Origin of the sequence: Pectinatus sottacetonis (genome assembly GCF_015732155.1) — a bacterium.
In the GTDB taxonomy this organism is placed as follows: domain Bacteria; phylum Bacillota; class Negativicutes; order Selenomonadales; family Selenomonadaceae; genus Pectinatus; species Pectinatus sottacetonis.
Genome location: NZ_WIQK01000002.1, coordinates 24,823 through 37,834, shown reverse-complemented (window position 1 = coordinate 37,834; position 13,012 = coordinate 24,823). Strand labels below are relative to the sequence as shown.

12 protein-coding genes are annotated in these 13,012 nt (G+C 35.3%); 6 read left to right on the top strand and 6 right to left on the bottom strand.

The features are described from left to right. Window positions 1–26: 26 nt before the first annotated feature. The 6 genes from I6760_RS12520 to I6760_RS12495 form a co-directional block, all read right to left on the bottom strand. Window positions 27–1,034 carry an HlyD family secretion protein gene (locus tag I6760_RS12520; protein WP_196594919.1) on the bottom strand — a complete coding sequence of 336 codons (1,008 nt, stop codon included), beginning with the start codon at window positions 1,032–1,034 and terminating at the stop codon, window positions 27–29. A 51-nt stretch (window positions 1,035–1,085) separates the two neighbouring features. Next, window positions 1,086–2,714 carry a nucleoside kinase gene (locus I6760_RS12515; protein ID WP_196594918.1) on the bottom strand — a complete coding sequence of 543 codons (1,629 nt, stop codon included), beginning with the start codon at window positions 2,712–2,714 and terminating at the stop codon, window positions 1,086–1,088. A gap of 81 nt (window positions 2,715–2,795) precedes the next feature. Further along, window positions 2,796–3,794, bottom strand: a complete 999-nt coding sequence (locus tag I6760_RS12510; protein WP_196594917.1) for an inorganic phosphate transporter — start codon at window positions 3,792–3,794, stop codon at window positions 2,796–2,798. After that, a complete protein-coding gene (locus tag I6760_RS12505) occupies window positions 3,787–4,410 on the bottom strand; it encodes a DUF47 domain-containing protein (protein WP_196594916.1) in 624 nt (207 codons plus the stop codon). The genes I6760_RS12510 and I6760_RS12505 overlap by 8 nt, the downstream gene beginning before the upstream one ends. A 143-nt stretch (window positions 4,411–4,553) precedes the next feature. Continuing rightward, a complete protein-coding gene (gene thrC, locus I6760_RS12500; RefSeq protein WP_196594915.1) occupies window positions 4,554–6,050 on the bottom strand; it encodes a threonine synthase in 1,497 nt (498 codons plus the stop codon). 118 nt (window positions 6,051–6,168) lie between these two features. Further along, on the bottom strand, window positions 6,169–7,398 hold the full coding sequence (locus tag I6760_RS12495) for an aspartate kinase (protein ID WP_196594914.1): 1,230 nt from the start codon (window positions 7,396–7,398) through the stop codon (window positions 6,169–6,171). 392 nt (window positions 7,399–7,790) lie between these two features. Here I6760_RS12495 and purE point away from each other — a divergent pair, with 392 nt between their 5' ends. The 6 genes from purE to I6760_RS12465 all read left to right on the top strand — a co-directional run bounded on the left by purE (window position 7,791) and on the right by I6760_RS12465 (window position 12,940). Next, window positions 7,791–8,279: a 5-(carboxyamino)imidazole ribonucleotide mutase gene (gene purE / locus I6760_RS12490; RefSeq protein WP_196594913.1), complete on the top strand. Its 489-nt coding sequence runs from the start codon at window positions 7,791–7,793 to the stop codon at window positions 8,277–8,279. Window positions 8,280–8,309: 30 nt separating this feature from the next. Then, the gene (purC, locus tag I6760_RS12485) at window positions 8,310–9,020 is read left to right on the top strand and encodes a phosphoribosylaminoimidazolesuccinocarboxamide synthase (protein WP_196594912.1); all 711 of its coding nucleotides are present in this window, start codon (window positions 8,310–8,312) and stop codon (window positions 9,018–9,020) included. Between the two features lie 18 nt (window positions 9,021–9,038). Continuing rightward, window positions 9,039–10,475 carry an amidophosphoribosyltransferase gene (purF, locus tag I6760_RS12480; protein ID WP_196594911.1) on the top strand — a complete coding sequence of 479 codons (1,437 nt, stop codon included), beginning with the start codon at window positions 9,039–9,041 and terminating at the stop codon, window positions 10,473–10,475. Window positions 10,476–10,659: 184 nt separating this feature from the next. Continuing rightward, the gene (gene purM, locus I6760_RS12475) at window positions 10,660–11,724 is read left to right on the top strand and encodes a phosphoribosylformylglycinamidine cyclo-ligase (RefSeq protein ID WP_196594910.1); all 1,065 of its coding nucleotides are present in this window, start codon (window positions 10,660–10,662) and stop codon (window positions 11,722–11,724) included. Next, on the top strand, window positions 11,717–12,328 hold the full coding sequence (purN, locus tag I6760_RS12470; protein ID WP_196594909.1) for a phosphoribosylglycinamide formyltransferase: 612 nt from the start codon (window positions 11,717–11,719) through the stop codon (window positions 12,326–12,328). The genes purM and purN overlap by 8 nt, the downstream gene beginning before the upstream one ends. An 18-nt stretch (window positions 12,329–12,346) precedes the next feature. Then, window positions 12,347–12,940, top strand: a complete 594-nt coding sequence (locus tag I6760_RS12465; RefSeq protein ID WP_196594908.1) for an IMP cyclohydrolase — start codon at window positions 12,347–12,349, stop codon at window positions 12,938–12,940. Window positions 12,941–13,012: the final 72 nt, after the last annotated feature.

The following is a 13,012-nucleotide window of genomic DNA, read 5'->3' as shown; positions in this document are numbered from 1 at the left end:
GTTGTTTATTAAAATAAATATAATCTTCATTTTTTTGTTGCTATTTTTACAGTAGCAATCATATTAGGCTTTATATTTTTCATTTTATCTGATGGAATAAAAATTTTTATGATATATTTTTTTTCTATGGTTGTCGGAGGAAGTATTTTTGCTACAGTTCCATTAATATGTTCATTGTTAATGATACAGTCTACATATGCACCTTCCTGAATTTTATCTGTCTGCATTTTTACTGCTTTTGCTTCTAACCACATATAATTAGATGTTCCAATGTTAAATAAATTTTGACCAGCGGAAATGGACATGTTATTTTTTAAATTTGTATAATAGACAATACCATCTGTATCAGCGCATATAGGGATAAGTCTATTATTATTTTTGGCTTCTTCCAGAGCAGCCTTAGCCTGATTCATTTTTGTCTTGGCCACTGCAATATCCTGCGGGGTAATACCACTGGAGGTACCTGTTGTTATGACTTTTGGAGTATATGATGTATGACCACTATTGTTTAACGCTTCCTTGGCAGTAGCTGCATCTGCTTGAGCCGTCATATATTCAGCTTTACTCACGGCACCAAGCGAATACAAATCTGCCATCTTTTTTTCGTGAGCCAGTGCTGCGTCATAATTATTGCGGGCTTCTGCTGACGGAGCAGTCCTTTCAGGCTGAGTTATAGTCCGCATAGAGGTTTGCTGGTTTAAAGCTGTCATATTCTTATATTGTTCCTGTGCCTGTTGAAAAGCCTGTGTTAGATTATCTATATCTTTTTGTGTGACATTTGGGCGTATTTCTGCGAGAACTTGTCCTGCTTTTACCTGTTGACCATCTTTTACTAGTATTTTTTCCAGTTTTCCATTTGTAAGTGTTTTAGCATGAACAAAAGTTCCAACTACGCGGACATCATAAAATGATGCATAGGCATGATATTGACCATATAACCATATGGAAAAATTTATTACTACAGCTAAAATTATAATTACCGGCAGGGTAAATTTAATTATGGGAATAATTTTCCGACTAATGTCAGTTTCCAAAATACAACCTCCTGATAATTTATGTTAATTGTTTTTAAAATATATTAGTCATTAAAAAAAACATGATTTTCCAATAAATTCACGGAGAATAGAATTATTGGGAATATCTTTTTCATTATAGATCTCCTTAAAAAAACCGAGGAAATCAAGAAGTTGTTTTGCTGTACTATGTTCAGGAACATCTGTCCCTATTTTTTCCAATAACGGACAGGCATATTTTTTTAGTACAGCTAATTCATAAATTAAAGCTGAATTAAACATTATATTGGCATTTTCCTGATAGGGAAAAATATTTTTTTGTTCTCCAGCCCGGACTTCAGGCCACTGTCGTATTGTTTTTAATGCTGATGAGCCGCGGAACTGGTAATCACGTACGATACGCCTTATAAGACGTGCCACAGTAGTAGGAATATTATTATGACTGTCTATTCCCAGTTGTGTTAATGCACTTATATAAATTTTATATACTTTTTCCGCTGACAAAGATTCTGTTAAGCTGGGATTAAGACCATGTATTCCCTCGATGATTATAGGCTGATTTTTGGCTAATTGTAAATAATGTCCATTCCATTCTTTTTGTCCTGTAATAAAATTATATCGTGGTATGTTAACTTTTTTTCCGGTGAGTAAATCCAATAGCTGTTTATTGAGTAAACTCTTGTCAATTGCAGTAAAAGATTCAAAATCATAGTCGCCATTTTCATTACGGGGAGTATATTCTCTGTCCAGGAAATAATCATCAATGGATAGCGAAACGGGCTTTATACCATTAACTAATAATTGTATGCGCAATCTCTGGGCAAAAGTGGTTTTCCCAGAAGAAGACGGTCCGGCAATAAAGATAACGCGAATATGGTTAATGTTTTTTACTATTATATCAGCAATTTGAGCAATCTTTTTTTCTTGTAAGGCTTCTGATATTCTGATCAATTCGCCAGATTGCTGTTTTTTTATATAATTATTGAGGTTGCTTACATAATCACATTGTAATATGTTGGCCCACTTATCAGCTTCTGTCAAAAGAGTAGCCAATTTTTTTTGGTTTTCGTGCGGAGGCAGTTTTTCGGGGCTAGTAAGTTCTGGTGTTCTTACTACAATGCCTGGTGGATAGTAATCTATAGCAAATAAGCCAAGATCTTTAGTGCTGGGCAGCATAGGTCCGTATAAATAATCATAGTAATTATTGCAAAAATATATACTGACCAAATCTTGTTTTAATGATTTCACAAGTTCTATTTTAGAAAATTGTCGATTGCGGGCAAAGAGAGCTATAGCATCTTTTTTCGGTAAAACTTTTTTTATGATAGGTATATCCTGTGTTATCATATCACGCATCAGTATAGACAGTTTTTCTATGTTTTCTGGAGAAACTAAACTTATGGGAACAATCTTGCAGTATATACCATGGTTTATAGAATGTTCCACTATTACATGAGCGTTAACAGCAATTTTTTTTAAAGCCGCCATCAATATAAATAAAACGCTGCGACGGTAAATAATAATTCCCTCACTGGAATGCATATCGACAAATTCAATTTTCTTACAATCTTCTTCCGTAAGAGATGACTGTAAATCCCTTAAAGTATTATTTGCTTTAATAGCAACTACAAACTCATTATAATGCTTTTTCCTGTCATTTATCAAATGAAAAATTTTTTTATTAATATGTTGAATACTCATTGATTTCAACTCTTCTCTATAATTAAATAAAAGCCTAAAGTTTTAAATACTTTTTAGACTTTTAGTGTGGGACAGTATATTTTATTTAAAAAATAATTTTAATATCTTATAGATAATAGCAGCTACAACAGCAGTGGAAGGAATTGTCAGAATCCAGGCAATAGCCATCTGTTTAGCAACGCCCCAACGGACAGCCCTGACTCTTTTTGCTGTACCAACTCCCATTATAGAGCCTGATACTACGTGTGTAGTACTTACAGGCAGAGACATTAATGTAGCGGAAAAAATAACAAGTGAGGAATTTAAGTCAGAGGCAAAACCACTTATAGGTTCTAGTTTGAATATTTTGCCGCCTACTGTTTTTATAATTTTCCAGCCACCTATTGCAGTACCACAGCCCATAGATACTGCTGCCAATATTTTCACAAAAGTCGGTACTTGGAAGGCATCTATATAACCGGCACTTAAAAGTGCCAGCGTTATGATACCCATTGATTTTTGTGCATCGTTGGAACCATGTGAAAAAGCCATCATGGCAGCTGATATTATCTGTAGTTTTTTAAATTTATTATTAATTGCAGATGGTCTGAATTTCCCGAACAACAGAAATAAAATTGTCATAATTATACAACCGGTAACAGCGGCTATAACTGGTGAAAGTATAAGGGAAAGAACAATTTTACCTATTCCATAGAAGTTGAGACCTATCGACCCGGTAGATACCAGTACGGCACCAATTATGCCACCGACCAGAGCATGAGAAGAACTGCTTGGTAGAGCCAGCCACCAGGTTAATAAATTCCATATTATAGAACCACCCAAAGCCGCAATAAGAATTAATTCATTAACATGATCAGCTGATTTCACTATATCGCCGCCGATAGTACGAGCAACACCAGTACTATACATAGCCCCGCAAAAATTTAATATGGATGCCATTACAATGGCAATACGTGGACTCATTGCCCTTGTAGACACTGATGTTGCAATAGCATTTGCGGTATCATGAAAACCATTTATAAAATCAAAAACCAGTGCTAAAAGTATAATTAACAACATAATTACCTGGAGTTCATGCATATTTCATTACCACGCCTCTTATCATATCTGCTATTGTTTCACAATGATCCAATGTATTTTCCAAATATTCAAGGATATCTTTCCATTTTATTATTTCAATAGGATCCTTTACAGTAGCAAATAACTGTGCTACTTCTTCTCGGTAAAGTTTATCGCCAGCACTCTCAATTTTGCAAATTCTGGCAGTATATTTAAGAATTTTTTTCTCGTTGTGTTGTAACCTATGTAAAAGTTTGAATATCTCGCTGATATCAGTAGTTGCCTCAATTAGCAGCTGTGACATATCTAAGGCTGTAGGGCGTATTTCATCGATCCGGTACATTATAGCGCGCTGTAATGTACCTTGCAAAAAATCTACTCCGTCATCTAATCCATTAGCAATAGCATAAATATCTTCCCGATCTATTGGTGTTATAAAAGTATGATTAAGCTTCACAATTATTTTGTCATTGATATCATCAGCAGCATGTTCTAAATCAGTGATCGTTTTCATTTTTTCTTCTGCCCTGCTGTAATCTGTCATGACTTCATTGATAATTAAAGCACCTTTATGAAAATAATCAGCACTTTGGACAAATAGATCATAAAATTCCGTATTCTTTTTTACAAGAAACATAGGCTTCCTCCCAAGTTGCAACAGCAAATAATTATTTAGACATTATAATGTGATAATCAATGTTAACACTTATTTTACAATGTCTTAATAATTATTTTACAATATTTACTTAGGATTATACAATATGATAATTAATATATCCCTTAAATTTTTAAATATTTTTTGATAATATCTGCCATTTCTTCCGGTTGGCAAATATCTGTATGCTTTACTACTGCATGCTCTAAAGCAGATAATCCTGCTGGAATATTTTGCTGATTATATTTTTTTAATTTTTTAAGAAGTGTAAATTCATTCTGCCCTTGGATATTTACATTAAGAGCTGTAAGTACACTATCATTAAATTTATATGGACTGGCAGTTGATAAAACAACCATAGGTGTTTTATTGTCATCAGTACGTTTTTTATAATTTTCTGCAGCCTGCCAGGCAACAGCCGTATGCGGGTCTATTACATAATTATTTTTATCATAAACTTTTTTTATCATTTCTAAAGTTTGAGTTTCATTTATCCAATCAGCAAAAAACAAGTTTTGTAATTTACTGCGGTATTGTTTACCGACATCATAGTGGCCAGTCTTATTTAAGCTGTCCATCCATTCGTTTATTTGTTTATCATTATTTTCCGTTAAATAGAAAAGCAATCTTTCCAAATTACTGGAAATAAGGATATCCATGGAAGGTGATATTGTTTTAAAGAACTGGCGGTTTTTATCATAACTTCCTGTGGTTAAAAATTCGGTAAGAACATTATTAGAGTTGGAAGCACAGATTAATTTATTTATGGGTAATCCCATTTTTTTAGCATAAAAACCAGCCAGGATATCACCAAAGTTTCCTGTAGGTACAGCAAAATTGATTTTATCGCCAGTCTGGATACTGTGGTTATTTACTAAATCGGCATAAGCACTGAAATAGTATACTATCTGGGGTAGTAATCTTCCCCAATTTATAGAATTTGCCGAAGATAGTTGATAACCGGCTTTTTTTAATGTACAAGCAAATGTTTTGTCATTGAAAATATTTTTTACCCCTGATTGAGCGTCATCAAAATTTCCCTTTATAGCAACCACTTTAACGTTATCTCCCTTTTGGGTAATCATTTGTTGCCTTTGTATATCGCTGACTCCCTGGTCAGGATAAAAAACAACAATATTTACCTGGGGAACATCACAAAAACCTTCCAAAGCGGCCTTGCCTGTATCACCAGAAGTTGCTACTAAAATAATAATATTATTTTCTTCGTCAGTCTTTTTTAAGGCAGTAGACATAAGCTGTGGCAATAATTGCAGAGCCATATCTTTAAAAGCACTGGTTGGACCATGCCATAATTCTAGGCATTGATAGTTGTTTTTTAAAATAATTACTGGAGCAATACCGCTAGTATCAAATTTATTATTTCCATAGGCATTGGCAATACAGTTTTTTATTTCTTGCTCAGTATAATCGGTTAAGTACAATGATAATATTTTGTAAGCACGTTCCTGATAAGAACAAGTATATAGCGTCTGCAAAAATGATTTATCAATTACGGGAAAAACTTCTGGTACGAATAGACCACCGTCTTCAGCAATTCCTTTTATTATAGCCTGGGCCGCAGTTACTTTGATTTTTTTGTTTCGCGTACTTATATAATTCATATTGTAAGTTTCAATACCTTTCTGCTGTTAATATAATATAAGTGCTTTACACTTTGACTATAACTATAGTGAATAAAGCACTTATATTATAAATAGCTTATCTATTATTATGTAGCTTTCAGTTTTTTGGGAAAAATTCATTGTGGATAATATTAACAGCTTCCTGCATTCTGGCACTCTTTATCAAGCATGAGATACTGATTTCAGAAGTACTTATTACATCAATATTTATTCCGGCATCCGACAGCGCACCGAACATACGTGCTGCTATGCCGGGATTTCCCAGCATACCTACGCCTACAATGGAAACTTTTGCAACGTCTTTTTCAATAAGGACACCTATAGCGTTAAGATCAGAGGCAACTTTATCAACAACTTCTTTTGCCATGTTTAGGTCATCTAATGACAGTGTAAATACCATGTCGGTAACATTTTTTTCTATATTACGAATACTTTGCACAATCATGTCAACATCAATATTATTTTCTGCCAGTGCTGAAAATATTGAATATGCTATTCCTGGATTATTGGGAACACCTAAGACTGCGATTTTAGCGACTTTGTCGTCGTGGCTTACCCCTCTTATTACGAATCCTTTTTCTTCCATTGTATATTCCTCTCTTATTATTGTACCGGGTTTATTGGTAAATGTAGACCTAACATGGATGGGAATCCCCATCATTTGACCTACTTCTACAGAACGTGGCTGCATAACACCAGAGCCAAGTCTGGCCATTTCCAGCATTTCCTGGTAAGTGATTTCTTTCATTCTGCGGGCGTTTTGTACGATTCTGGGATCAGCAGAATAAATTCCATCAACGTCGGTATATATTTCACATGCGTCAGCGTGCAGAGCACCAGCTAATGCAACAGCAGAAGTATCTGATCCGCCTCGTCCCAGAGTAACAGGATCCCCTGACTGGTCACAGCCCTGAAATCCAGCTACAATAACAATATTGCCCTTGTCTAGTTCATCAAGAACACGCTGAGGTTTTATGTCCAAAATTTTTCCTTTTGTGTGAATGGCATTGGTTTTTATACCGGCAAGTGTTCCTGTTAGGGAAACTGCATCTTCCCCTAAAGTTTTAAAGGCCATCGTCATTAATGAAATTGATACTTGCTCACCGGTAGTGAGTAGCATGTCCATTTCCCTGGTGTATTTATAAGGATCCTCATCTATTTGAGTAGCCAGTTTTATCAATTCGTCTGTTGTATTTCCCATTGCAGATACAACGACAACAATTTTGTCGTCTTTTTCTTTTTCTGCCGTAATTCTCTTAGCAATGTTTATTATTTTTTCTGTTGTTCCGACAGAACTGCCGCCAAATTTTTTTACAATCAGTGCCATCCTTATCCTCCTAAATAATTTTAAATTGCAAATACATTAAAAATTATTGCCTGCAACTAAAAACTCTTATCATAAATATAAAAAAAATTTTATATCATGTATAACAATTGTTACATTATACAACATAATCTAATCGTATGTATAGAGGCTATAGCAAAAAATATTACCATTTGCCCGTAAAAAAATCAATTATAATTATTTTTATCTATTTGAGAACAGAATTTTATATTAAAGTGTAAATTAAAATTCACTGTTGCTAGGTTAAATTATGTAACTAATTTTATACTAATTACCATAAAAATTCACCTAAGATAGTATATTATATTGCAGTTTGTCATTTGTTTTGCTATTATTGTCATGTACAGATTATTATTTTTTTAGGAGGAGTTCTAATGAAAGTAGCTGTTGTAATGGGCAGCGATTCAGATTTACCGGTGTTAAAGCCGGCTATTGATCTACTGCACAAGTTTGGAGTAGAAACAGAAGTAATAGTTGCTTCTGCACATCGTACACCAGCAAAAGTACGTGAATTTGTTTCTTCAGCAAGAGAACGCGGCGTGGGTGCTTTTATATCAGCAGCAGGCGCAGCAGCTCATTTGGGAGGCGTAATCGCGTCTTATACAACACTTCCTGTAATCGGAGTTCCCATTAATGCAACTGCATTAAATGGAATGGATGCCCTTTTAAGTACAGTACAAATGCCCTCAGGCATTCCCGTTGCTACTATGGCAATAAACGGGGCTAAAAATGCAGCTATTTTTGCGATAGAAATTTTTGCGTTAAGTGATGATAATTTGCAACAGAAATTGTCTGATTATCGGGCAAAAATGGTTGAAGAGGTAGAAGCCAAGGCTGCAAAAGTAGCTCAGGCATTACAATAAAATTTATTTAATATGAGAGGCGTTATTAAGTTGAGTAAAGAAAAATTATATGAAGGCAAAGCAAAAATTGTTTATACGACAGATAATCCTGATGAATTGTTAGTTTATTATAAAGATGATGCTACTGCTGGAAACGGCGCAAAAAAAGGAACCATAATGGAAAAAGGTATTCTTAATAATAAAATTTCTGCGTTTTTCTTTGACATGCTGGCTAAAAATGGTATTGAACACCATTATATAAGTATGCCCAGTGATAGGGAAATGCTTGTAAAAAAACTTGATATAATTCCGCTAGAAGTAGTTTTGCGCAATGTAGCAGCTGGTAGTCTGGCTAAACGTCTTGGTCTTAAAGAAGGTACTAAAATGGCTTCACCTGTTTTAGAATATTATTATAAATGTGATGAACTGAATGACCCGATGATTAATAAATTCCATATAAAAGCAATGAATTGGGCAACAGAAGCAGAATTAGCTCAGATTGAAAAGATGGGTTTAAAAATAAATGATATTATGACAAAATATTTAAAAACTAAAAATATCGATTTAATAGATTTTAAGCTTGAATTTGGCCGTTATCATGGCAAAGTCATTTTAGGTGATGAAATTTCTCCGGATAATTGCCGTTTCTGGGATAGCGATACACATGAAAAACTTGATAAAGATCGCTTCCGCAGAGATTTAGGTCATGTAGAAGACGCATATAAAGAAATTTTACATCGGTTAACTGGTAAAAAAGCTTAATTAGGAGAGAAATAATAGATGGTTGATATTTCCACATCAAGCGAATGGCATGAAGAGTGCGGCGTTTTCGGTGCTTATTCACATAGCGAAGATGTATCTTTAATGACTTATCTGGGACTTTATGCTTTGCAGCACCGCGGACAGGAAAGTGCCGGCATTGCAATAACTGATGGAGCCTGGATGGATGTTTCCCGTGGAATGGGACTTGTTAATGAAGTTTTTCGTCATCAGCTGCCTCATATGGACAATCAGTATATTGCTATCGGACATGTCAGATATTCCACGACTGGTTCGAGTTTACTGGCAAATACTCAGCCCTTAATGGTGAATTATGCAGGCGGAAAGATAAGTTTAGCCCATAATGGAAATCTGACTAATGCTTCTCAAATTCGCAGGAAAATGGAAGAACAGGGAACTATTTTTCAGACATCGATCGACACGGAGGTTTTTGTAAATTTAATTGCTAAATCTAAAGAAACTACCATTGAAAATAAAATAATAGAAAGCTTAAAACAAATTAAAGGGGCATACTGCCTTACTATTATGACAGAAAACAAACTTATTGGTGCTCGCGATCCCCACGGTTTCAGACCTTTATGTATAGGTAAATCAGATAATTCATGGGTATTATCATCGGAATCATGTGCCCTGGCTGTTGCCGGAGTAAAATATGTGCGTGATGTTGAACCCGGCGAATTAGTAGTAATCGATGAAAATGGCCTTAAATCATATAAATTTGCTAAAGTGGAAAAAAAGGCAGCTTGTATTTTTGAATATATTTATTTTGCGAGACCTGATAGTGTTATCGATGGACAGAGTGTTCATGATGCACGTTTTATGATGGGACGTATTTTGTCCAAGGAATCAGGTTTTAAGGGTGATATCGTTATTTCTGTACCGGATTCTGGTACTACGGCGGCTACTGGATTTGCTTATGAATCAAAAATTCCTTTTATTGAAGGACTAATAAAAAACCGGTATATAGGACGGACCTTTATTCAGCCTACGCAGAAAAAACGTGACACAGCAGTGAAACTAAAATTAAGTCCCATCGTTTCTGCTATTAAGGGTAAAGATGTAATAATGGTTGATGATTCTATTGTGCGTGGGACTACCAGTGGTAAAATTGTTCGTATGTTGCGCAAGGCGGGTGCTAAATCCATTAAAATGTGTGTTAGTTCACCACCAATAGGGTATCCTTGTTATTACGGCATAGATACTTCCGTTCGCAAGGAACTTATTGCAGCTACAAAAACGGTAGATGAAATTCGGGAGTATATTGGGGCAGATGCATTGCACTTTTTATCGTTAGATGGATTACAAGAAAGTATAAAAAATGCCAATAGCGATGATATGTGCTATGCATGTTTTAATAATTATTATCCAGTAAAAATGTCCCAAAACAGTCCTGTCGGTGCAGATAAATATATGTTTGAACATTTAAAGAAAAAATAATATATTATACTGACTTCTGGAGCTACCACATTAATAACATTGGCTTTACAAAATGCAATCTGTTCCTGCTTTTAAGAGCGGATAAAGGAATGGCATAATGTAATTTATGAATAAAAATGTTTATATGTCGGCAATCCAGCCAGTCGTATAAAATCTAAGTACTAATGATTTAATGGGGGATAGCATGCCTGATAAAAACAACAGCAGCTTAACGTATAAAGACGCTGGAGTTAATATTGATGCTGGAAATTATTCAGTATCACTCATAAAAGACAGCGTAAAATCTACTTATCGTCCAGAAGTATTGGGTGATTTAGGCGGATTTGGCGGATTGTTTGCATTAAATAACAATAAATATAAAGAACCTGTTTTAGTTTCTGGCACAGATGGTGTGGGAACAAAATTAAAATTGGCTTTTATGTTTGATAAACATGATACTATTGGACAAGATGCCGTAGCAATGTGTGTTAACGATGTTTTGGTACAAGGTGCAGAACCGTTGTTCTTTCTTGATTATGTAGCTGTAGGTGAATTGGAACCAGAAAAAGTTGCTACTATAGTCAAGGGAATTGCCAGTGCCTGTAAAGAATCAGGCTGTGCACTTATTGGTGGTGAAACAGCTGAAATGGCAGGATTTTATTCTCATGGAGAGTATGATATAGCAGGTTTTACTGTTGGCGCAGTGGAAAGATCTAAAATAATCACCGGAGAAAAGGTAGTTCCCGGAGATGTGCTTATAGGATTACCATCTACCGGTATACATTCCAATGGATATTCTCTGGTCAGAAAAATTTGTTTTGAACGTAAAAATTTTACGGGAAAAGAGTATATGCCAGAATTGGGATGTACTTTAGCAGAAGAATTGCTAACACCTACAAGGTTATATCCTAAAGTATGTTTGCCAATAATAGATAAATATGATATTCATGCAATGGTTCATGTGACCGGCGGTGGCTTTTATGATAATATACCACGGATACTGCCTAAAAATTGTACCGCTCAGATAGACGCAGCTGCTTGGCCAATGCTGCCTGTTTTTTCGTTGCTGCAGAAATGGGGCAATGTAAAATGGCAGGAAATGTACCGTACTTTTAATATGGGAATTGGTATGATAATAGTGGTGACGGCAGATGATGCTAAAAATATACAGGCTGATTTAAAGGCTAACGGTGAAAAGTCTTATATCATAGGCGAAATATCCGCTGGAGAAAAAAGGATCAATATAAAAGGCGGGGTATTTAATGGGTAAGCCGGTTTTAGGTATTTTGGCTTCAGGACGGGGAACAAACCTGCAGTCAATAATGGATGCTATTGCTGAGGGGCAGTTTTCTGCTGAAATCGGTTTGGTAATAACAGATAACCCTAAAGCCAAGGCACTAGAACGTGCACAAATGGCGGGTATAGCTAATATATGTGTTGAGCGAAAAAAATTTGCTAAACGTGAAGTTTTTGAGCAGAGTCTTATTGCTGAATTGAGAAAACATCATGTAGAACATATTGTTTTAGCAGGATTTATGCGTATATTGAGTCCTGTTTTTATCCGGGAATATAAAAACCATATACTCAATATTCATCCAGCTCTTTTGCCTTCATTTCCCGGAGCACATGCTCACCGTGATGTTTTGGCATATGGTGTTAAAATATCGGGCTGCACAGTGCATTTCGTTGATGAAGGGATGGATAGTGGTCCGATCATTATACAGGCAGCTGTGCCTGTAATGGATGATGATACTGAGGATACCTTGGCAGCACGCGTTTTAAAACAGGAACATATAATATATCCTAGGGCTATTGCTCTGTACCTAGATGGAAAGCTAAAAATAGAGGGACGCAGAGTATTTATAAAAGAATAATATTTAGGTGGGATTTTTTTGAAAATAAAAAGAGCACTGCTTAGTGTTTCTGAAAAAAAAGGTATTGTTAAACTGGCGCAAAAACTACATGATGCCGGAGTAGAAATAGTATCTACTGGTGGTACGATGAAAGCAATAAAAGAAGCAGGTATTCCTGTATTATATGTAAGTGATGTTACTGGTTTTCCTGAAATTATGGATGGGCGCGTAAAAACACTTAATCCTTACATTCATGGTGGAATTTTAGCTGTTCGAGATAATCCAGAGCATCAAAAGGCAATGCAGCAACATAAAATTACTGGCATTGACTTGGTAGTAGTTAATCTTTATCCTTTTAAGCAAACAATTGCCAAACCTGACGTTGAATTAGCGGAAGCAATTGAAAATATTGATATAGGCGGACCGGCAATGATTCGTGCTGCTGCTAAAAATTTTAAATATGTGACTGTAGTTGTTAATCCTGATCATTATGATGAAGTTGCCTCAATGATCAGTAAGGATGATGAAGTCGCTTATAAATTCAGAATGAAACTTGCTCAGGAAGCTTTTGAACACACTGCTGAATATGACACTTGTATTCAAAATTACTTAGCAAAGCAATTGGATAAATAATTTTGTTTTAATTAAAAGAAGCTGTCGCACGTAACCATTTTTGTTCATAATATGCACTATCTCATTTTTGGC